Annotated in this window: 21 protein-coding genes and 1 tRNA gene; 3 read left to right on the forward strand and 19 right to left on the reverse strand. The window is 57.4% G+C overall.

From position 1 onward, the window contains the following. Positions 1 to 68: 68 nt before the first annotated feature. The 5 genes from ACA073_RS01505 to ACA073_RS01525 form a co-directional block, all read right to left on the reverse strand. Complete coding sequence (locus tag ACA073_RS01505; RefSeq protein WP_497401118.1) at positions 69 to 1301, reverse strand: methyltransferase; 1233 nt, start codon at positions 1299 to 1301, stop codon at positions 69 to 71. Beyond that, positions 1282 to 1971 carry an ABC transporter permease gene (locus ACA073_RS01510; RefSeq protein ID WP_461969919.1) on the reverse strand — a complete coding sequence of 230 codons (690 nt, stop codon included), beginning with the start codon at positions 1969 to 1971 and terminating at the stop codon, positions 1282 to 1284. Before ACA073_RS01510 ends, ACA073_RS01505 begins: the two co-directional genes overlap by 20 nt. Next, positions 1971 to 2663, reverse strand: a complete 693-nt coding sequence (locus ACA073_RS01515) for an ABC transporter permease (protein WP_497401120.1) — start codon at positions 2661 to 2663, stop codon at positions 1971 to 1973. The genes ACA073_RS01510 and ACA073_RS01515 overlap by 1 nt, the downstream gene beginning before the upstream one ends. Positions 2664 to 2741: 78 nt before the next feature. Continuing rightward, positions 2742 to 3488, reverse strand: coding sequence for an ABC transporter substrate-binding protein (locus tag ACA073_RS01520; RefSeq protein WP_497401122.1), 747 nt, complete (start codon positions 3486 to 3488; stop codon positions 2742 to 2744). A gap of 13 nt (positions 3489 to 3501) precedes the next feature. Then, on the reverse strand, positions 3502 to 4275 hold the full coding sequence (locus ACA073_RS01525) for an ABC transporter ATP-binding protein (RefSeq protein WP_007897462.1): 774 nt from the start codon (positions 4273 to 4275) through the stop codon (positions 3502 to 3504). Between the two features lie 554 nt (positions 4276 to 4829). On the opposite strand from ACA073_RS01525, the gene gabP reads away from it, so the two are divergent. Continuing rightward, entirely contained in the window at positions 4830 to 6221 is a 1392-nt protein-coding gene (gene gabP, locus ACA073_RS01530) for a GABA permease (RefSeq protein WP_497401124.1), read from the forward strand. Positions 6222 to 6309: 88 nt separating this feature from the next. On the opposite strand, the gene vapC is transcribed toward gabP, so the two are convergent. The 6 genes from vapC to ACA073_RS01560 all read right to left on the reverse strand — a co-directional run bounded on the left by vapC (position 6310) and on the right by ACA073_RS01560 (position 10133). Next, positions 6310 to 6717: a type II toxin-antitoxin system tRNA(fMet)-specific endonuclease VapC gene (vapC, locus tag ACA073_RS01535; RefSeq protein ID WP_497401125.1), complete on the reverse strand. Its 408-nt coding sequence runs from the start codon at positions 6715 to 6717 to the stop codon at positions 6310 to 6312. Next, positions 6717 to 6947 (reverse strand): type II toxin-antitoxin system VapB family antitoxin, encoded by a 231-nt coding sequence (vapB, locus tag ACA073_RS01540; protein WP_497401127.1) that lies wholly within the window; start codon positions 6945 to 6947, stop codon positions 6717 to 6719. Before vapB ends, vapC begins: the two co-directional genes overlap by 1 nt. Before the next feature lie 181 nt (positions 6948 to 7128). Continuing rightward, the gene (locus tag ACA073_RS01545) at positions 7129 to 7581 is read right to left on the reverse strand and encodes a hypothetical protein (RefSeq protein ID WP_497401129.1); all 453 of its coding nucleotides are present in this window, start codon (positions 7579 to 7581) and stop codon (positions 7129 to 7131) included. Between the two features lie 6 nt (positions 7582 to 7587). Continuing rightward, complete coding sequence (locus ACA073_RS01550) at positions 7588 to 8004, reverse strand: hypothetical protein (RefSeq protein ID WP_497401131.1); 417 nt, start codon at positions 8002 to 8004, stop codon at positions 7588 to 7590. Positions 8005 to 8024: 20 nt separating this feature from the next. After that, on the reverse strand, positions 8025 to 9005 hold the full coding sequence (locus tag ACA073_RS01555; RefSeq protein WP_497401133.1) for an alpha/beta hydrolase family protein: 981 nt from the start codon (positions 9003 to 9005) through the stop codon (positions 8025 to 8027). A gap of 69 nt (positions 9006 to 9074) precedes the next feature. Continuing rightward, positions 9075 to 10133 (reverse strand): PDDEXK nuclease domain-containing protein, encoded by a 1059-nt coding sequence (locus ACA073_RS01560; protein WP_497401135.1) that lies wholly within the window; start codon positions 10131 to 10133, stop codon positions 9075 to 9077. Between the two features lie 260 nt (positions 10134 to 10393). Between ACA073_RS01560 and ACA073_RS01565 the strand changes: the two genes are divergently transcribed. After that, entirely contained in the window at positions 10394 to 10843 is a 450-nt protein-coding gene (locus tag ACA073_RS01565) for a carboxypeptidase regulatory-like domain-containing protein (protein WP_497401137.1), read from the forward strand. 528 nt (positions 10844 to 11371) lie between these two features. Here the strand turns inward: ACA073_RS01565 and ACA073_RS01570 are convergent. The 8 genes from ACA073_RS01570 to ACA073_RS01605 form a co-directional block, all read right to left on the reverse strand. Continuing rightward, positions 11372 to 11836, reverse strand: coding sequence for a hypothetical protein (locus ACA073_RS01570; protein ID WP_497401139.1), 465 nt, complete (start codon positions 11834 to 11836; stop codon positions 11372 to 11374). A 139-nt stretch (positions 11837 to 11975) separates the two neighbouring features. Then, entirely contained in the window at positions 11976 to 12767 is a 792-nt protein-coding gene (locus ACA073_RS01575) for a TSUP family transporter (protein ID WP_497401141.1), read from the reverse strand. A 67-nt stretch (positions 12768 to 12834) separates the two neighbouring features. Further along, positions 12835 to 13914, reverse strand: a complete 1080-nt coding sequence (locus tag ACA073_RS01580) for a hypothetical protein (protein ID WP_497401143.1) — start codon at positions 13912 to 13914, stop codon at positions 12835 to 12837. A gap of 332 nt (positions 13915 to 14246) precedes the next feature. Then, positions 14247 to 14322, reverse strand: a tRNA-Phe gene (locus ACA073_RS01585). Between the two features lie 103 nt (positions 14323 to 14425). Continuing rightward, positions 14426 to 14698, reverse strand: coding sequence for an oxidative damage protection protein (locus ACA073_RS01590; protein WP_288115271.1), 273 nt, complete (start codon positions 14696 to 14698; stop codon positions 14426 to 14428). Further along, entirely contained in the window at positions 14695 to 15762 is a 1068-nt protein-coding gene (gene mutY, locus ACA073_RS01595) for an A/G-specific adenine glycosylase (protein ID WP_497401145.1), read from the reverse strand. Before mutY ends, ACA073_RS01590 begins: the two co-directional genes overlap by 4 nt. Further along, positions 15759 to 17984, reverse strand: coding sequence for an AsmA family protein (locus ACA073_RS01600; protein WP_497401147.1), 2226 nt, complete (start codon positions 17982 to 17984; stop codon positions 15759 to 15761). The genes mutY and ACA073_RS01600 overlap by 4 nt, the downstream gene beginning before the upstream one ends. A 76-nt stretch (positions 17985 to 18060) precedes the next feature. Further along, a complete protein-coding gene (locus ACA073_RS01605; protein ID WP_497401149.1) occupies positions 18061 to 18465 on the reverse strand; it encodes an acetyl-CoA sensor PanZ family protein in 405 nt (134 codons plus the stop codon). Between ACA073_RS01605 and ACA073_RS01610 the strand changes: the two genes are divergently transcribed. After that, positions 18464 to 18601 carry a hypothetical protein gene (locus ACA073_RS01610; protein WP_497401151.1) on the forward strand — a complete coding sequence of 46 codons (138 nt, stop codon included), beginning with the start codon at positions 18464 to 18466 and terminating at the stop codon, positions 18599 to 18601. The genes ACA073_RS01605 and ACA073_RS01610 overlap by 2 nt on opposite strands. Positions 18602 to 18636 lie beyond the last annotated feature (35 nt).

Raw genomic sequence — 18636 nt, forward strand, 5'->3', positions numbered from 1 at the left:
GCTGAAACAGGCGTGGATATTGGATCCACGATATTTCATCAACAGAGTTATCCACAGGCTGCTGCTGTTTAGGCACGTTCCGCCAGCAACAGGAAATTACGCGGCGTGAGGGGGGCTTCACAGAAAGTGCCGAGGCGAACGGTATAACCCTGCTCGGCGAGGAAAAGTGCTCGATCAAGTACCAGCCAAAGCTCAAGCGGGCGTCGGAAAAGTCCGCGCAGGAGTTCCAGATTGCGTACTTCTGCCAGTCGCTGCCAACCGGCGGCTTCAATGGCTGACCAATCTAGCGGACCGATTGTGGATAACTCTTTAAGTGCGGCCAAATGATGGCAGTAGTCAGCGAAGGATCTGTCCAGCCAGGCGCTGGGCAGGGAAGGCGTGGGCAGGTATTCATCAACTCCGCGCAGTTGCCGTTGCAGCATGTCGAACGCCAGGCGCCGGGCCATGGAGGTGTCGCGCTGACGTCGGACGCGGGCACCGGCGGTGACGGTTTCGCTCATTGGGAGTGAGAGATCATCGAGTGATAGTTGTAGGTCGGAGCGCAAACCTACAGAGGAAACTGGCTGGTACGCAGGAAGACTGATCCGGTTATAGCAACACGGTGCAACAGCCATTTGTTTGCACCCGGCGGCGCTGGCGAGCTGGATCAGTCGCACATGCAGATCGCCACAGGCGTGCAGCGCGACTGGCGTGTGATCGGCGTTCAACAAAGAGGCGGCGCCAGGCGCGAGTACATCCTGCTCAACATGCAGCGCATGCAGTTGATGACGTTGGCTAAGCGCTTGGCCGCTAAGGACCAGCGCGGGATCGTATTCAAGACAAGTAAGCTGCTGACCGGCTTGCAGCAACCGTCGCCCCAGGTGGCCCTTGCCAGAGCACCAATCCAGCCAATGTTTCGGAGGCACGGCAAACGATAACCGACTGGCAAACGCCTCGATCTGCTGCCACTTGCGCCCCGGCACATCGACATTCAAACGATGCCCGGCTATTTCCAGCGTGTGAGCCGATAACTCGCCCACCGAACCCAACTCGAGGGATAACGCCGCCAACGAAGCAAACGGCTCCGGCGCATCCAGCAGACAAGGTTGGTTATGACTGTTTTCCGCGTCTTCCAGCGACCGCCCACGTAGCCATAAAGCCAACTCTGGGTAGGACGCTTCCCAAGGAAGCCGCAGATGAGTAAACGGTCGAGGCTTCCAAAGCGCCTGATGCTCGATCAGAAAAGCATCCAGCGCCATGAAACGGGCGAGTAAGTCCTCGCCCGTCAGCACGTGGGAAGAATCAACGCCCTTGGCAGGCATCGACGCGCAACCAGCGCTCCAGCTGTCGGAACGCTTGCACCAGCACGAACGACATCAGCAAATAGAACACACCAGCGGTGAAGAACATATCTACTGTCAGGTAGTTGCGAGCAATGATCGTGCGGGCCATGCCGGTGAGTTCCAGCAGGGTGACGGTGCTCGCCAGTGAGCTGGCCTTGAGCATCAGGATCACTTCGTTACTGTAAGCCGGGAGGCCGATACGTGCCGCGCGCGGCAAGATGATATAGAACATTGCCTTGGCTCTGGACATGCCCAAGGCACGTGCCGCTTCGATCTCACCCGGTGGAATCGCCTGGATCGCGCCGCGCAGGATCTCCGCGATGTAAGCCGCGGTATGCAGAGTCATAGTGGCGGTGGCGCACCAGAACGGGTCGCGTAGATAAATCCACATCGAGCTGTTGCGCACGGCGTCGAACTGCGCCAGGCCGTAATAGACCAGGAACAATTGCACCAGCAGCGGGGTGCCGCGAAAGAAAAAGATGTAGGCATAGGGGAAAGCGCGGACGTACCAGAGCTTGGAGGAGCGCGCGATGCCCAAAGGGATGGCCAGCAGCAGGCCTAGGATTACGGCGATGCCCACCAGTTCCAGCGTCAGGGTGGCGCCCTGGATGAACTTCGGTAGCCATTTGTATATGACTTCCCATTCCATTACGTCGTCCTCACAAAGCCGCGGGCAGCTCGTTTTTCCAGAAAATGCATGCTAGTCATGGCTAGAACTGTCAGGCCCAGGTACATGATCGCCGCGACCAGGAAGAACGTGAATGGATGCTTGGCGAAGGTCACGGCGTTCTGTGCGTGACGCATGATTTCTTCTAGGCCTATCACCGACACCAGCGCGGTGTCTTTCATCAGGATCATGAACAGGTTGCCCAGGCCGGGAAGGGCGATGCGCCACATCTGCGGCATGATCAGGCGCGTGAAGATGCGCCATTTTGAAAGGCCTAACGCTACACCGGCTTCACGGTGGCCTTTGGGTATCGCCAGGATCGCACCGCGAAACACTTCCGTGGCATAAGCACCGAAACACAGGCCAAGGGCGATCACACCCGCGACAAAAGGGCTCAGGGCCAGTTCGGGATTACCGAAGTGCTCGCCCAAGGCGCTCATTAAGTTGACGGTGCCGTAGTACATCAACAGCACCCACAACAGTTCCGGTACACCGCGCACGATGGTCGAGTAGGTTTCGCCAAGCCATTGCAACGGCTTGTACGGGGAAGTCTTGGCCAAGGCGCCGAGCAATCCGAGCACCAGCCCGAGACACAGGGCCGAGAGTGCCAGTTTCACAGTCATCAGCGCGCCAGCGGCGAGCGCCGGGCCGAATCCGTAGAGGTCGATATTCATGGATTTCTTTTCAAATCGCGGCAGGCAATGCCAGAGACTGGCGCCGTCAGCGAACGGCGCCAGTCAGGCAGGTCAGAATCAATAGATGCTGAACGGGAAGTACTTGTCGTTGATCTTTTTGTAGGTGCCGTCAGCAACGATTTCTTTCAGCGCGACGTTCAGCTTCTCGCGGATCGGGTCGCCTTTACGCACAGCGATACCGATCTTGTCGCTTTCTTCCACCGGGTCGCCTTTGAATTCGTAAGATTTGCCGGCGTCGCTTTTCAGCCACTCGTAGTTGACGTACTTGTCCGCCAGGATGCCGTCCAGGCGACCGGCAGTCAGGTCGAGGTAGGCGTTTTCCTGGGTGTCATAGAGGCTGGTTTTGACGTCAGGCATGTTGTCTTCAAGCCAGGTGCCGGCCAGTGTCGCGCGTTGGGCGCCGATCACTTTGCCTTGCAGCGCATCCTTGTCGGTCTTGAAGTCGACGTTTTTCGGTGCGATGAACTGCAGCTTGTTCGAGTAGTACGGGTCGGTGAAGTCCACCGCTTGCTTGCGCTCGTCGGTGATCGACATCGAGGAGATCAGGAAGTCGAACTTCTTGGCGTTCAGGGCCGGGATGATGCCGTCCCAGTCGGAGGTGACCACGGTGCATTCGACTTTCATCTTGGCGCACAGGGCGTCGCCGATTTCCTTGTCGAAGCCGACGACATTGCCACTGGCATCTTTGTTGTTGAACGGCGGGTAGGCCGCTTCGATGCCCATCTTCAGGGTTTCGGCCATGGCACCGGCGCTGAAGGCCAGGGTGACGGCGGCTGCCAGGAAGACCTTTTTGTAGTTCTGCATGCGGGTAGCTCCGTTAGCGGTTGCTGGACATGAATTGTTTGCAGCGCGCCGAAAGCGGGTTTTCGAACACCTGCTGTGGCGATCCTTGCTCTTCTACCAGCCCCTGGTGGAGGAACACCACTTCGCTGGACACCTGACGGGCGAACCCCATTTCGTGGGTGACCAGCAGCATGGTGCGACCTTCTTCGGCCAAGGCGCGGATGACATTAAGTACTTCCTGGACCATTTCCGGGTCAAGGGCGGAGGTGGGTTCGTCGAACAGGATGACCTTGGGCTGCATCGCGAGTGTGCGGGCGATGGCCGCGCGCTGTTGCTGGCCGCCGGACAATTGCGCCGGGTAGGCGTGACGCTTGTCGGCGATGCCGACCTTGGCCAGCAGGGCTTCGGCGACTTCGATGGCTTCGGCCTTGCTCTGACCGAGCACTCGACGCGGCGCTTCGATGATGTTGTCCAGCACGCTCATGTGCGGCCACAGATTAAAGTTTTGAAACACAAAACCAATCTCGCTGCGCAGGCGGTTGATCTGTTTTCCGTCGGCCGCGACCAGTTCGCCGTTCTTGGCGGCTTTGAGCTTGAGTTCTTCGCCGGCCACCAGGATCTGTCCTTGATGCGGGTTTTCCAGCAGGTTGATGCAACGCAGGAACGTGGACTTGCCGGAACCGGAGGAACCCAGGATCGAGATCACATCGCCGTCGCGGGCGGTCAGCGAGATGCCTTTGAGCACCTCAAGCTGTCCGTAGCGTTTGTGCAAGTTGCGGATTTCAAGCGCGGGCGTGGCCTCAGCCATGTGCGTTCCTCATTTATGTTGCGCTCCTGCTGTTGGCGGGCCTTCCTGGCAAGGCGGCCAACCTAGCATAGCGTCTGAATGGCAGCCAACAGCGCTACGGGTGGTAAACGGGTGGCATGCGGCAGGTTGTCGCATCGGTACAGCAGACTGTCGCGCTGCTATCAACCGAACAGCCGTTTGAACCAGATGGGGTGCGGCTGTCCCGTAAAAAAGGGCGCGATGTTGCCAGCTTTGGCAGGGTGTTGGAAGCGCTAACCGGCCAAACGTTCCTGATCTGCACCTTTATTGTGCGCTGAGCCTTTTTGCGGTGTGTTTCCGGTGCGTAGATTCGTTTCCTTAAGTGAGTCGCAGGGTAACGTTCTGGCAAAGTGCCATTGCTTTCAATGACTTGCGATGACTGTCCGGTCAGGACGAGATCGCCGGACTAGAGGGTTTTGAAACATTTTGGCGCACTTATTGCGTGCAGATTCCGGAACGCCCCGTTGGTTTCTTTTTACAGAAGAGAATTCACGGCGGGATGCACGCATTCGCTTTTCCTTACAAAGGTAGTTTCAATGAGCAATACCCAAAGCTCTAACGGCCTCGAACAGGGGCTCAAACCGCGCCATGTGACCATGCTGTCGATCGCCGGGGTTATCGGCGCCGGCCTGTTCGTTGGCTCGGGCCACGCTATCGCTGCAGCAGGCCCGGCCGTGCTGTTGGCCTACGCCGCAGCCGGTATGCTGGTCGTGTTGGTGATGCGCATGTTGGGTGAAATGGCGGTTGCCTCTCCGGACACCGGCTCCTTCTCGACATACGCCGATCGCGCGATCGGTCACTGGGCCGGTTTTACCATCGGCTGGTTGTACTGGTGGTTCTGGGTGCTGGTCATCCCGCTGGAGGCCAATGCCGCCGCAACCATTCTGCATGCCTGGTTCCCTGGCGTGGACATCTGGGCTTTCGCCCTGGTCATCACGATGCTACTGACCGTCACTAACCTGTTCAGCGTGAAGAACTACGGCGAGTTCGAGTTCTGGTTCGCTCTACTCAAGGTTGTGGCGATCATCGGTTTCATTATTCTCGGCGTTCTGGCGATCTTCGGCTTCCTGCCGAACAGCCAGGTCAGCGGCGTTTCGCACCTGTTCGACACTCAGGGCTTCCTGCCAAATGGCATGGGCGCCGTGTTGGGTGCCATCCTGACCACCATGTTTTCCTTCATGGGCACCGAGATCGTGACCATCGCGGCCGCGGAATCGAAAAACCCGGGCAAGCAAATCTCCAAGGCCACCAACTCGGTGATCTGGCGGATCGGTTTGTTCTACCTCGTATCGATCTTCATCGTCGTGGCCCTGGTGCCATGGAACGACCCGGTATTGGCCAGCGTTGGCTCCTATCAGACCGTGCTAGAACGCATGGGCATCCCGAACGCCAAGATGATCGTCGACATCGTGGTACTGGTCGCTGTGACCAGCTGCTTGAACTCGGCGCTGTACACCTCGTCGCGCATGATGTTCTCCCTGGGCAAACGCGGTGATGCGCCGGCCGTGTCCACGCGCACCAACAAGAGTGGCACGCCATACTGGGCGGTGATGTTGTCCACGGGCGCAGCGTTCCTGGCAACATTCGCCAACTACGTGGCTCCGACTGCGGTGTTCGAATTCCTGCTGGCCAGCTCCGGCGCCATCGCGTTGCTGGTGTACCTGGTGATCGCGATCTCGCAACTGCGCATGCGCAAACAGCGCGTGGCCCGCGGTGAAAAAATCGCCTTCAGCATGTGGCTGTTCCCAGGCCTGACCTACGCGGTGATCGTCTTCATCGTCGCGGCCCTGACCATCATGTTGTTCCAGGACGCCCACCGCGTGGAAATCCTCGCGACCGGTTTGCTGAGCGCTCTGGTGGTTGCTGCCGGCTTGCTGGTTGCCCGCCGTCGTCGCAACGAGAAGGTAGTCGCGGCAGTCGCGCGCTGAGTCTTTTGGCTAAAGCCCGATTGTTGAAGTGAAGAAACGGCCGCTGTCAGTGATGACAAGCGGCCGTTTTTTTTCGGTTGCGTTCGATTCAATCGGGGTGAACCCAGTCTTCCACGCGCAAGCCGGGGACTCGTTCGAACTCCCGTAGATTGTTGCTTACCACGATGAACCCGCGTGAGCGTGCATGCCCGGCAATCATCTGGTCATAAGGGCCAATGGGCGTTCCAGCCTTCGCCAATTCGGACCTGATCATTCCGGTGTGTGCGGCCGCTTCATTATCAAAAGGCAAGACCTCGAGGCGTGCCGCCAAACCCTCGATCACCGCGAGATTCTTTTCGGGTGTTGCTGATTTTTCGGCACCGTAGATCAGCTCCATCAGCGTCACCGCACTGATGCACAATTGTCCGTCATGAAGGTTGAAAGCTTCTCTTACGATTTGCGGTTTGTTCTTGATGGTGAAGATGCAGATGTTGGTATCGAGCATGAACTTGATCATCAGAACGACTCACGCTCCTGATCAGCGGGTTGGTCGCGATTAGACATAAAGTCCGTGCTCACTCCATCGCCGTCGAACCAGCTATCCCATGTTTCGTCTGCCGGGGTGATGATGCGAGCCCTGCCGATGGCGACTACGTTGACTCGTTTTACATCGCTTGGCATTGCCACAGCTTTAGGAAGGCGGACAGCCTGGCTTCGATTGCTCATGAAAAGGGTGGTCTGTTCCATGTTGGCCTCCTGCGTTTCTGTGGCTGTTGTGAGCTCAAAGAATAGAATTTTTTAGGGATATGTCAATGGGATATACGTCGCCGCTGACGGGAGGTCATGTCAAGTTTTTCTGGTTTGTTGCCTCCACAAAAAACGGCCGCTGTCAGTGATGACGCGCGGCCGTTTTTTCTAGCGGCGGTACTTACTCGGATTTTTCTTCCTGCGCATCCAGCGACTGACGATAGCTGTCCAGCGCATCGCCGAAGTCGGTGATGAACTGCGGATCGGTCAGCCAGGCCTGGGCGGCATCGCGGTCCATGCCGTCGGCCCACATGCGGTAGTCGATCAGCATGTCGGCGGCCAGGTGAGTGGCGGCCATGGCTTCGTTGTCGGCGTTTTCCATGTCCAGCAGGTCTGGATGGTCGCTGATGATCCCGGCGAGGTCTGACAGCAGCGTCAGCAGCATGTCGTTGCGGCTGGTGGCTTCCGCGTCGCGCATCTTGCTGAACATCGCCAGGGTGTATTCCGGAATCGGCTCGCCGATGTCGCCCAGGTCATCGTCCAGCGCGGCGGGTTTTCTGCCGTGGATATTGATCTGCCGGGCTTTGATCTTGGCGCGTTTGGCGCGTTTCTGTTGCTTGTTCAGGGATGCCATGGGAACTCAGTTCGGTTTCTGTTGGTTTTGGGCTGCGATGGCTTCGGAAGCCGCCACGTAATCAACCTGGAAGGCTGGGGATTCGATCCAGGCCAGGGCGCCGGCTTCGTCGACTTCAGTGGACCATTGGCGATACTCGATCAGCGCGGCGATGATGAAGTCTGTGGCTGTTTCTTCGCCTTCCTGCTCCAGCACCAGCGCGAGCAGCGGGTGTTCAAGAAAAGCCGCGCACATGGCTTGTTGGCTGATTTTTTCCGCGTCGATCATTTCTTTGAACAGTTCGGTGAGGTCCACCGATTCAAAGTCGATGCGATCATCGTTCGGATCCAGCTCGACCGGCGCGGCAGCCCGTTGGGTGCGGTTCTGCTTGGCCTTGGCTTTGGCGCGGGTGGCGCGTTTTTGCTGCTTGTTGGCGGAGGCCATGGGTTTTGATCCGTCGTGCGTTAAAAGGACTCGCTGCGCGGTACTGTCCGCCCGGGGGTATCGGGGGCCAATTCGCCGTTTTGCAGCCAGGACAATGCAATGGGCCATAGTGTGGCTTGGTATGCGCTACGAAAAAAGGCGAAATGTCCGACTTCTGCTTCGCCGATGTCTTCGGGGGCGATTCGCAGGTGAGTTTTCGTGCCGCCGCTGAAGTAGCCCAGCAGACGTTCGATGGCCGGGATTGTGCCGTAAGGATCGTCGGTGATGCTGATGGCAAGGGTATTGGCAGTCATCGTCGCGAAGGGTAGCGAGCCGGTTTTCGCGGTGATCATTCGACCGCTCGGGCGCGTTTCGTACCGGGCGGTGGGCGCGCTCCAGTCGCGGACTACACCGGCGGGTGTGTCTTCCAGCCAGCCAAGGCGCTTTCCGGGAAAGTATCCGCAGATCATCGTGATCAGCGGCATCACTACATGCCATTTGCCAAACATCCGCCAGCGATGTGCAGGCGCATAGTCGCGCCAGTAAGCGAATTGCGCACCGACGGTCACCAGGCGCCGGATCAGATGTCCTGAAGCTCCCAGGCCCGCCGCACAGCCTCCAAAGCTGTGGCCGACGACATCGATGGGCTGGCTGGGAAATTCACGCTGAGCGCGCTTGAGCATCGCTTCGAAATCCATCGCGCCCCAGTCGGACCATGAAGCGTCGAGATTTTTTAATGATGCAGGGCGTGATTCGCCAATGCCGCGGTAATCGTAGGTGATGACGTCGAAGCCGTTGGTGAAAAGGTAATCGGCGAACCGTGAGTAATGCCGGCAGCGGACTGAGGTGGCAGCGTTGATGATGACGACCGGGCGCGCGATGTCCGCAGGCGCGTGCCGCCAAGTGAACCCGCCGAGGACGAAGCCATCTGCGGCGGGCTCCCTGAACGGTTCGCCAGAAGCGGAGGCTGGCAGCGGCAACTCGATTTGAGTAGGTGCCAGTGGCACGTCCTGCGAATTCATCGACTTCGGACCTTTGCGGGTAGCTGCCAACGATAGTCTTCAAGCGTCTGGTGAACAATCCATGCGGGGTTATAAAGGGATCTGATCGAGCAGTCGCTCCTCAATTGCCGCCTGTTCCCTGTCCAGTTCCGCGCGTAGTTCCTCTTCGCTGGGCAGGACTGTTTTGTATTTGCTGGCGAAGAGTTGTTCGTTGTCTTTCAGCACGGAGTAGCGGACTACTGATTCATCTTTTCGCGCACAGAGGATGATGCCGACGGTGGGCCCATCCTCCGGTCTGCGTTTTAGGTCGTCGTACATTCGCACGTACATGTCCATTTGGCCTACGTCTTGATGAGTCAGCTCGCCGCGCTTGAGATCGAAGATGACGAAACACTTGAGCAAGTAGTTGTAGAACACCAGATCAATGTAGAAGTCTTTGCTTTCGGTGCTGATGCGTTGTTGGCGGGCGATGAAGGCAAAGCCCTTGCCCAGTTCAAGCAGGAAGGCTTGAAGCTGATGGATCAGTGCCTGCTCTAGATTGGTTTCCTGAGTTAAGCCCGCGTTGGGCGCGCCAAGAAACTCCAGCATCACCGGATCCCTGATGAAATCCCGCGGGTGTGCATTCAGTTTTTGGATATTAGTGGCGGCTTCCTGTTTGACGGCAGGTCGGTCGCGGCTTGTCAGCAGGCGTTCGTAGTAGAGGGTGTTGATCTGGCGTTCCAGAGCGCGGCTTGACCAGTTTTGGCTGGCAGCTTCGTCCATATACCATGTGCGTGCCGTGTCACTATCGACTCGCAGCAACCTGCGATAGTGGGTCCAGCTCAATTCGTGACGCAGTGCGTCACGAATTGGGAATGCTTGGTAAAACAGGCGCATGTACCGAAGATTAGAGTTGTCAAAGCCCTTCCCGAACTCTGCTGTCAGGCATTGCGCTAGCGTTGCCAGCAACTGCTTCCCATAACCCGCCCGCCGGGCTCCCTCCTGCTCAAACTCCACAATATGCCTCCCAATCTGCCAGCAGGTTTGCACCTGGACCGTATCGACCGTCCGTAGCACCTTCTGCCGTGCCTCGCGGATCAGTCCGCCAAGACTGCCTAATAGCGAGGCGAGTTGTGGGTCTTGAGTGTCATCGGGTTTGAGTGCGCTCATGAAGTCTTCCGCGTTATGTGAACAGGCAGAAGAGGATTGCAGAGGCGGGTTGGGCGACGATGCCGGGCGCGGCTGGTAAATCGGAAGGAAAGCCCGATTGGTTTTGCGGGATCGCTCCGACGGCAATCCATGCTGGGGGAATACAACGTGTAGTCCATTTCGCAGTGAGCCCAAGATCCAATCAATCTAAAACCGGCGGAACTCAGGGAAATCAAAAATAAGGTAACGAATGGGATCTGCGGAACCCGGGAGTGCCCATCATGAAACACGTCCATGCATTCATTCTGCCGCTCGCCGCCGTGGGGCTGTTGATGTTTCCCGTGATGTTAGAGGCGGCCAGTCTGGAGCCAATCGACAGTTCAGGCGTGCAAGTTCAACGGCAAGAGCAAAACGGGATTAGCTATCTTTCCGGTGGTGTCGGCGAGGATGAGGCGAAGGCTATCCAGCAGACCACGGGCTACAACTTGCACATGACCTTCGCTATAGGGCCGGAAAATAAATACGTCCCCGGTGTGGAGGTGGCTATTCAGAAGGCCGAAGGGCAAACCGTGCTCACCCTGAGTGAGGCTGGCCCGCTGGTGTACGTTCAATTGCCTCCCGGCAAGTACACCGTTGTCGCAACGCGCAATGGCGAGGAACGACGTGACACGGCTGATGTGGGAAGCGGTGCGGCCCGCAATCTGGTCTTTCATTGGAACAGCGCCGAATAGAGGCGTGAGTGCTAACGGTGTTGCTTTGGTGTTCGACTTTACCCAAGACACCCGCTTACGCTCCGTGGCGTGTTACAGCGCTCGATCAGATCTGTTCCCGCATCTTTTTCAGCAGCTCATAGAGCACGGTCACAAAAACGTTTCCAGTCGCCTCCACGGGGAGTTTGTCTAGAGTTTGTTTAAATAGAGTTGATATCTGAGGGTTTCAGAATTCATCGATCGTTGGCAAACCGCTAGATCTTTCAATGGTTTGGCCGCGTGTCGTCCCGGCATTGAGCAGATTGAGCAATTTGTTTTGCTAGTGCTTTTCGTCTAAAAAGGTCTGAAAGTTTGTCTAGAATCCAGCACGCATTCTAGTCGACATTACACGATAAACGACAAGATGATGCGGCTGAACTCGGACTGCTTGAAATCGCCACGGAGCACATCTACAACTCCCTGATGAGGTCGGCTGCGATTCTTGTTGGACGGATGCCATTAATCGATGTGCAGGCATCACCTGTTCAGTTTGTTAATTTGCGAGCGACGTTATTCACCATCTCCAGGCAGCCCTGCCGACAACTCGGCTACCGCTTCCTCCATGGCCTGAGTGAAATCGTCGAGCACGTCAGACCTGGTGAGCCATTCAAGGGTTTCAGTCTCTGTAGCGCCATAAGCCCACTTTCGATAATCAATCAAAAACGATTGGCTGAGCATGGCCATCGATTCTGAAGGATCACCCGGTTCGATGAGCTCCTGTTGAAGCTCGGGGGTTGCCGACAACACATCGGTCAGAGCTATGAACATCGCTACAAATAGCGCTTTACGGCTTTGGTTTTCTGCTTCTTGAAATTGGGTGAACAGCGCCTCGAAGAACTCGATCGGATAGGCGTCCGCCTCATCAGAGAAACCATTGAGCGGGGAAGTAGGGTGAATGCTTCGAGCCACACGCTGTTGCTTGGCCTTTACCTTGGCGCGTTTGGCTCGCTTTTGTTGCTTGGTCAGGGATGCCATAGGCTTCTGTCCTTTCAGAAAAGAAATCCTGAGCATTAAAGCGCAAACGTGCCGCTGTTTTAAGCCCTTTGCGCGTAGGAACAAGTCGTAGAGGACAGCCGGAAGCCGAACCCACCAGATTCCAGCGCTGCACCGGTAATCATAGCGAAGCCACCGACTTAAGGACCGCGACGCGCAAGGGATTGCTTTCTACGCTCAGCAGTTTGATGGCCAAGGCGCAGCAGACCACGATCAACATGGGTTTGATCAACCGTGGACCGACGCGAACAGCGGCTCGTGCACCCAATTGGGCGCCGATGAAGGCTGCCAAAGCCATGGCTATGGCAGCCGGCCAGATAATCACACCTTTGGTAATGAAGACCGACAAAGAACCCAGGTTGCATGAGGCGTTGGCAAGTTTGGTAAAACTCATGGCCCGCATCATGCCCAAGCCGCAGAGAAGTACAAACCCGACAATAAAGAAAGAGCCCACACCGGGGCCAAATATACCGTCGTAAAAGCCCAGGATCGGCGCCACGGTAAACGAAAAAAGCAGAATACCGATTCTCTTGCGTCGATCTTCATTGGCGAGCTTTGGAGAGAGCGCAAAATAGATGGCCACCAGAATCAGCATGATAGGCACGCAAACTTCCAGATATCGCTTATCAACAGAGCTGACCAGCAAGGCGCCACTGGCGCCGCCAATAAATCCGCAGATCACCAGGACGCGACCTTCGCGCCACTCGATCATTCCTTTGCGAGCAAAGGTTACAGTTGCTGAAATAGTTGCCGAAGCGGCCTGGAACTTGTTCGTTGCAATTGCACTGATGGGGTCTACACCGGCCAAAAACAGTGCAGGCAACGTAATCAGTCCACCACCACCTGCAATAGCATCAAAAAAACCGGCGCAAAATGCGACGAGCGCCAACATCCCAATTACATCCCAAGACATTACATTCCCTCTTTTATAATTATTGGCCGGTTATCCACAAAACCAGCAGTCTGAACGTGTGACAAAATCATCCCTGCAGCCGCAACGGATCCTCTGAAATAACAAGAGGGGTCGAAAATTTCGATAGACCGAAAATGCGCACCAGAACACGTCTGTTGTCTTTGATGACATCGCGACAGTGCAAGGCTCGGACATTATTGATGACCATGGCTGACTCTTGCGTCAGCGTGTACTCGACTGGAGTTGCTTCGCTTACCCCCTGGCAAAGGGCGGCGTAGGCCGTTTTGACAAAATTCGAGGCGTTGTCATTGACCGAAAAGCGATACGAGTTAAAGCGGGCTGCGAACCCGACCTTGTCGTCGAACTCCAGAATCGAAACGTTGCGACCATCTTCCCCTTTGCCGCTGACAAAGGAATCACTACGAGTGAACTGGAAATTATCCGTGGTCAGTGCGAGGCAGTGGGTGACGCCGATTTTTTCGAGTATGGGAGGCAGCGGAATGACCCGCGTAGGTTCCAGGCTCGGGTTCCACAGGGCGGAAAGTATGAGCGACGACGGAGAGGGCGAGTGCCCGTCTTTCGCGTTCACGGCGCACCAGTAAGGTGCCTCGGTATGCGGGCCAAGCGCGAGGCCGGAATGGGAGCTCAATTCTTTGATTTCCGGCTCGGCATTGATTTTGATGAGTCCTCCACCTTTGAAGTTGGCAACCAATCGAACCAGTTTCCCTTCGTTGTCCATGTCATAGGCAAAGGCACTGTTATCCGCCAGGTTCAATAAGATCTGATTACGGGCGGCCAGGCAAAGGACGTCGTATCGATTTTCCAGGGATGTCAGGTCTGGAAGTTCATCTGGAGGGCTGACATCGGTGATTTTTTGCAGCCCTTCAAAGATCAATACGGAAATGAGGCCATCGGAGTAGGCTCCCAGCAATTCGCATTGGTCTGTCGAAAACGAGAGCTTTAGTTCGGCGGCTGCCCGAGAGGCTTTGGACTTGACTCCTGTTGCCTGCGGCCCGCCGATGGCGGCCAGTTCTTCGGCGAACTTGTGAAGCAAGGTTGACTGCCGAATATCAAAGTTGAAAGTTCTGATTTCTTGTTCAGTAAAGAACTCAGTGGTTTCGACGTCTAATTTAATGGCGTCAGTCATTGTCTACATCCCCGTTGCTTATCTGCTCCCGGTTTGCGGCAGCTCCTCTTCCGATCCTGCCCAATCCGATGGTCAGGGTATGTCAGACATTTCCGTTAAAGCATAAGGAGCGTTCCGACAGATCTGAGAGATTGCCACGAAGGGTCGATAAGCAAATGCTTGGCACTTTTCCGGTCTCAGCGTCGGCAAGCGTTACAGACGCCTGCTGGCGTGGGGATAGGGGATGGGGAATTGATGCTTCGTCCGGCGCTTCGATAGTGGCTGGGACAGTGCCCCATCAAATCCCAGGCATAAAAAAACCCTGAATCTTGCGATTCAGGGTTTTCGGTATTTGGTGCCCAGAGACGGAATCGAACCGCCGACACGGGGATTTTCAATCCCCTGCTCTACCGACTGAGCTATCTGGGCAACGGGGCGCATTAAACTGGTTTTTCAGGGGGTCGTCAAGCAAGTTTTCAAAAAATATTTAATTATTACCGTCGCTTACGTTCCGACCCTCGAAAATGCGGGATTACTCAGCTGGCGGAACGTAGCCGTCAGCCTTGGCGTATTCCTCGCCGGAGAAGTACTTGTCCATCTCGCCCTGAAGGTATTTGCGGTCTTCGGCGTTCATCATGTTCAGGCGTTTTTCGTTAATCAGCAGGGTCTGGTGTTTCTGCCAGTCGGTCCAGGCCTTGGCCGAGACGTGGTCAAAAATGTCCTGACCTTTTGCGCCCGGGAATGGAGCGCGCTCCAGGGCGGGCAATTCTTCTTTGTACTTGCGGCACATGATGGTGCGGGTCATGACGACTCTCCTGCGTTCAATACGGCGGCCGCGCGTTCGAGCAAGGTTTTGACCGGGGCGGCAAGGCCCAGGCGCGGCGGGGTGGCGAGGTTATACCAGAGCCAGTCGGCCTCGGCCACGTGATGGCCGGCCTCCTGGACCTGAACCAGCCAGGGTTCGATGGATAACTGAAAATGGCTGAAGGTGTGCACCAGGCTTGGCAGCGCTTGTTGGCTGCCCAGTTCCAGCGAGTGCTGCGTGGCCAGATGTTGCAGGTCGTCGAGGTCGTCGAGCTCCGGCAGGCTCCACAGACCGCCCCACAAGCCCGTGGAAGGGCGGCGATAAAGCAGAATCGCGCCCTCGCCGTTGGCGAGCATCGGCATCAGCGTGCGCTTCTGTGGCACGGTTTTGCGCGGTTTGGGAATCGGGTAGCGGGTTTCCAGGCCGAGCATGTGCGCTTCGCAACCCTTTTCCAGCGGACAGAGCAGGCAACTCGGTTTGCTGCGGGTGCAGAGCGTGGCGCCGAGATCCATCATGGCCTGGGTGTAGGCGTTGACCCGATCATGCGGCGTGAAGCGCTCAGCGTTCGCCCACAGCTGTTTGGCGACCTTCGGCTCGCCCGGATAACCCTCCTGCGCGGTAAACCGCGCCAGCACCCGCTTGACGTTGCCATCAAGGATCGGCGCCCGCAGGCCCATGCTCAGGCTGGCGATGGCGCCCGCCGTGGACAGGCCGATCCCCGGCAGCTCAACCAGTTTTTCCACATCCCGCGGAAATTCGCCACCGTACTCGGCGACGACGATCTTCGCGGTCTTCTGCAGATTGCGCGCGCGGGTGTAGTAGCCGAGGCCGGTCCACAGGTGCAGCACTTCATCTTCCGGCGCAGCGGCCAGCGCTTCGACTGTCGGCAACGAGGCCATGAAACGGTCGAAGTAATTCAGCACGGTGCTGACCTGGGTCTGCTGCAACATGATTTCCGAGACCCACACCCGATACGGTGTGATGCCTTGTTGCCAAGGCAAGTCGTGGCGGCCGTGGCGGTCGTACCAATCCAGCACCGCCGATGAAAACTGCTCGGATCTCATTGCTTGAACAGCCCCTTCAATGCGTTTTTCAGCTCAGGGCTGACCTTGTCGCCAAGCTTCTCGTCGATCTTTTCGCTGATCTTGTCGCCGGCCATTTTGGTGGCGACCTGGCCCATGCGTTCGTTGTCGAGGCGGCAAGCCTTGGCGCCGAGTTCCAGCGGGCCGCGGCAGCGCAGCGGCCATTCGATGCCGACGTATTTGTCGCCGACCTGACAGGCCGGATCCGGCATGGCACTCGTATCGCCTTCGACAAGGATGCCAACGCGGTAATCCATCCCCAACACCCGCAGGTCGACGTCGCCGTCACCCTTCACGGTCATGCCCGGGATGCGTACTTTCAGGTCCGGGTTGCTGGCCACGCCGTTGCGGAAGGTCAGGTTGCCTTTCAGCTCCTGGAACGGTGTGTCCTTGCCCCGCGGCTCGCCGCTGAGGGTTTTGCGGTTGAGCGTGGCGATGCCTTTGCACAGTTGCTGTTCTAGGTTGGCATTGAGCAGCACGCCGTTGTTGATGACGAAGCTGGCGTTGCCGTTGAGGGTTTCGATCAGCGCTTTCTGGCTGTTGCCATTGCCGGTCAGGTTGCTGTCGAGCGTGACCAGGCCTTTGACCGGCGGATTTTTACCCTGGCTTTCGAGGATTTTTTCCACAGGCACTTTGCTGATGCGCGTCTGCATGTTCAGCGCCGGCGTCTGTTGACGCACGTCGAGGGTGCCCTTGGATTCGAAGGTGCCGTCGTACAGGTCGCCGCGCAGGTTCTCAAGCGTCAGCAGACCTTCCTTGCCATTGGCCTTGAGCGCCGCGTTCTGGATCGGCAGTTTCTCGAGGGTCAACTGGCCAAAAGTCAGGTCAGCGTCCACATCCAGTTTGCTCAGGCGCTCCACCGGCAACAGGCGCTCGCTGCTCCACGCATCTTTTGTGGGCTTGTCCGGCAGCGGCGTGCTACCCGCACCGGCCATGGCATCGGCTTCGGTACTGGCCACTTCGGCCTGACGCACTTGTGTCGCGCTGTTGGCTTCAGCGGATTTTGGTGGCAGGTAACGGTCGACGTTGAAGGTGTCGGCCTTGAGGACTGCTCGCAGCGATTGTTTGGCGAAGTCCTCGACGGCGATGCGGCCGCTGAAGGTGCTGTCGTCGACTTTCAGGTTGATGCTGTCGAACACCACGCTGGTCGGCGTACCGGCAACGCGGCTGACCAGTTCGACTTTGCTCAGGCTGCCCTCGGCCATGGCCGGGAGTTTCTGGCCGATGCTGTCGACGAACTTCGCCAGGTCGAACTGGGCAATCGAAATACCGCCGTTGATTTGCGGCGTCTTGTCGAGGTCGTTGACCTTCAGCTCACCCAGTGCGCGCAATTGGTTGGCAGAGATCTTGATGCCAGTCCATTCGGCGACGTTCGCTGCTTTATCGAGCAGCAACTGGCCTTGGGCGGCGAAGGTCACGGTCTTGCCTTGCAGCGGGTCGCCGGCGACTTCGCCGGACAGTTTCATGTCTTCGAATTTGTAGCGTTGCAAGGCGCGTTCGAACCGCAGTTCGCCATTGAGCTCGGTGCGCACCCTCAGAACCGGCTGATTGGTGCCGAGGAACGCGGTGAGTTTGACCGGGATGTTGGTGGAGTCGTGGACCGGCCCGGTGCTCAGCTGGATGCTTTCGGCGCTGAAATGCTTGCCGGTCTTCTCGTCGCTGTATTCAACGCGGGCGTTGTTGACGGTCAGGCTGTCGATGTCCAGGCGGATCGGCTGCGCCGGTTTTTCCACCTGAACGGTGGTTTCCGGTGCAGGTTCGCCAGGCGTGACGGCAGGTGCCGTCGAGTTGGCAGCCACCGGCACCTTGCCGATGTCTTCCCAGTTGCCGTGGCCGTCCTTGTCGCGGTTCAGGCGCAGGTTCAGGCCTTCGACGCGCACATCGCTCATCTGCACTTCGCGGCGCAGCAACGGCAGCACACGCACCGACAGGCCCAGCATCTGCAAGTCGGCGAACGGTTCGGTGGGCTTGGCCAGGGTCGCGACGCTGGCTTCGTGCAATTCCAGGCCCAGCCACGGGAACAGGCTCCAGCCGATGTCGCCATTGAGTGTCAGCTCGATGTGGGCCTTGTCGCGGGCAATCTGGCGGATCTCGTCTTTATAGTCGTTGGGATCGAAGAGGTGGGTCAGGGCAAAGCCCAGCGCCACAATGATCAGCAACAGCCCGAGAAGTACCAGACCCAGGATTTTGCCGAACGCTTTCATGGGCGAGTCCTTGTAGTTAGTCGAATTCGAATTTGCCGGGGAGTATAGCGCTCAGAAGTGGACGACCGGTCAGCGATCAGTCCGGCAATACATCCAGCGGCACTTTCAGTTTGGCCGCCAGTGCTTGTGCTTCAAGGTGCCCGGCAGGCGCCAGCAGGCGTAATGTCGCGCCTGACTGCGACGCCATTGCCTGGGCTTCGTTCACCAACCGTTCAGCAACCCCGCGACGCCGGGTTATTTTGCGCACACATAGTTGGGACAAATGCCAGACATCCTGGTGCCGTTGCAAGCGTGCGGCGCCCAACAGGCGATCGTTGAAACGCCCGCCGATCAGCGAACCTTCCCGCAGGCAGCCTTCGATCAGTTGCACATCACCGGCAAACGGGGCGAACAACCAGTGCGGCGCGTCGCGGTAAATCTTTTGCAGATCCTGCTGATCCTGATAGGTGGCTTCGTTCAACAGCTCGACGATGATAGGCATGGCAATTTCCTTGAGCGGTGTAGGAGCTGCCGAAGGCTGCGATCTTTTGATCTTTATTGAGGGTACAGAAGATCAAAAGATCGCAGCCTTCGGCAGCTCCTACGCTTGGACAGACCGGATGACAGGGAAAGGGTGATATCAGTTTGGTTTTTCTGTCACGTGCAAATGGTA

This window comes from Pseudomonas sp. LBUM1670, assembly GCF_059695695.1.

Excerpts from the sequence above, each read along its gene's own strand:
- ACA073_RS01545 (WP_497401129.1), bottom strand. The coding sequence starts at position 7,581 with ATGGCATCCCTGAACAAGCAACAGAAACGCGCCAAACGCGCCAAGATC.
- ACA073_RS01610 (WP_497401151.1), top strand. The coding sequence starts at position 18,464 with ATGGCAATTTCCTTGAGCGGTGTAGGAGCTGCCGAAGGCTGCGATCTT.
- ACA073_RS01570 (WP_497401139.1), bottom strand. The coding sequence starts at position 11,836 with ATGGCATCCCTGACCAAGCAACAAAAGCGAGCCAAACGCGCCAAGGTA.
- ACA073_RS01515 (WP_497401120.1), bottom strand. The coding sequence starts at position 2,663 with ATGAATATCGACCTCTACGGATTCGGCCCGGCGCTCGCCGCTGGCGCG.
- vapC (WP_497401125.1), bottom strand. The coding sequence starts at position 6,717 with ATGATCAAGTTCATGCTCGATACCAACATCTGCATCTTCACCATCAAG.
- ACA073_RS01525 (WP_007897462.1), bottom strand. The coding sequence starts at position 4,275 with ATGGCTGAGGCCACGCCCGCGCTTGAAATCCGCAACTTGCACAAACGC.
- ACA073_RS01505 (WP_497401118.1), bottom strand. The coding sequence starts at position 1,301 with ATGCCTGCCAAGGGCGTTGATTCTTCCCACGTGCTGACGGGCGAGGAC.
- gabP (WP_497401124.1), top strand. The coding sequence starts at position 4,830 with ATGAGCAATACCCAAAGCTCTAACGGCCTCGAACAGGGGCTCAAACCG.
- ACA073_RS01575 (WP_497401141.1), bottom strand. The coding sequence starts at position 12,767 with ATGTCTTGGGATGTAATTGGGATGTTGGCGCTCGTCGCATTTTGCGCC.
- ACA073_RS01560 (WP_497401135.1), bottom strand. The coding sequence starts at position 10,133 with ATGAGCGCACTCAAACCCGATGACACTCAAGACCCACAACTCGCCTCG.
- ACA073_RS01550 (WP_497401131.1), bottom strand. The coding sequence starts at position 8,004 with ATGGCCTCCGCCAACAAGCAGCAAAAACGCGCCACCCGCGCCAAAGCC.
- ACA073_RS01580 (WP_497401143.1), bottom strand. The coding sequence starts at position 13,914 with ATGACTGACGCCATTAAATTAGACGTCGAAACCACTGAGTTCTTTACT.
- ACA073_RS01555 (WP_497401133.1), bottom strand. The coding sequence starts at position 9,005 with ATGAATTCGCAGGACGTGCCACTGGCACCTACTCAAATCGAGTTGCCG.
- ACA073_RS01520 (WP_497401122.1), bottom strand. The coding sequence starts at position 3,488 with ATGCAGAACTACAAAAAGGTCTTCCTGGCAGCCGCCGTCACCCTGGCC.
- ACA073_RS01565 (WP_497401137.1), top strand. The coding sequence starts at position 10,394 with ATGAAACACGTCCATGCATTCATTCTGCCGCTCGCCGCCGTGGGGCTG.
- ACA073_RS01590 (WP_288115271.1), bottom strand. The coding sequence starts at position 14,698 with ATGACCCGCACCATCATGTGCCGCAAGTACAAAGAAGAATTGCCCGCC.
- ACA073_RS01605 (WP_497401149.1), bottom strand. The coding sequence starts at position 18,465 with ATGCCTATCATCGTCGAGCTGTTGAACGAAGCCACCTATCAGGATCAG.
- mutY (WP_497401145.1), bottom strand. The coding sequence starts at position 15,762 with ATGAGATCCGAGCAGTTTTCATCGGCGGTGCTGGATTGGTACGACCGC.
- ACA073_RS01510 (WP_461969919.1), bottom strand. The coding sequence starts at position 1,971 with ATGGAATGGGAAGTCATATACAAATGGCTACCGAAGTTCATCCAGGGC.
- vapB (WP_497401127.1), bottom strand. The coding sequence starts at position 6,947 with ATGGAACAGACCACCCTTTTCATGAGCAATCGAAGCCAGGCTGTCCGC.
- ACA073_RS01600 (WP_497401147.1), bottom strand. The coding sequence starts at position 17,984 with ATGAAAGCGTTCGGCAAAATCCTGGGTCTGGTACTTCTCGGGCTGTTG.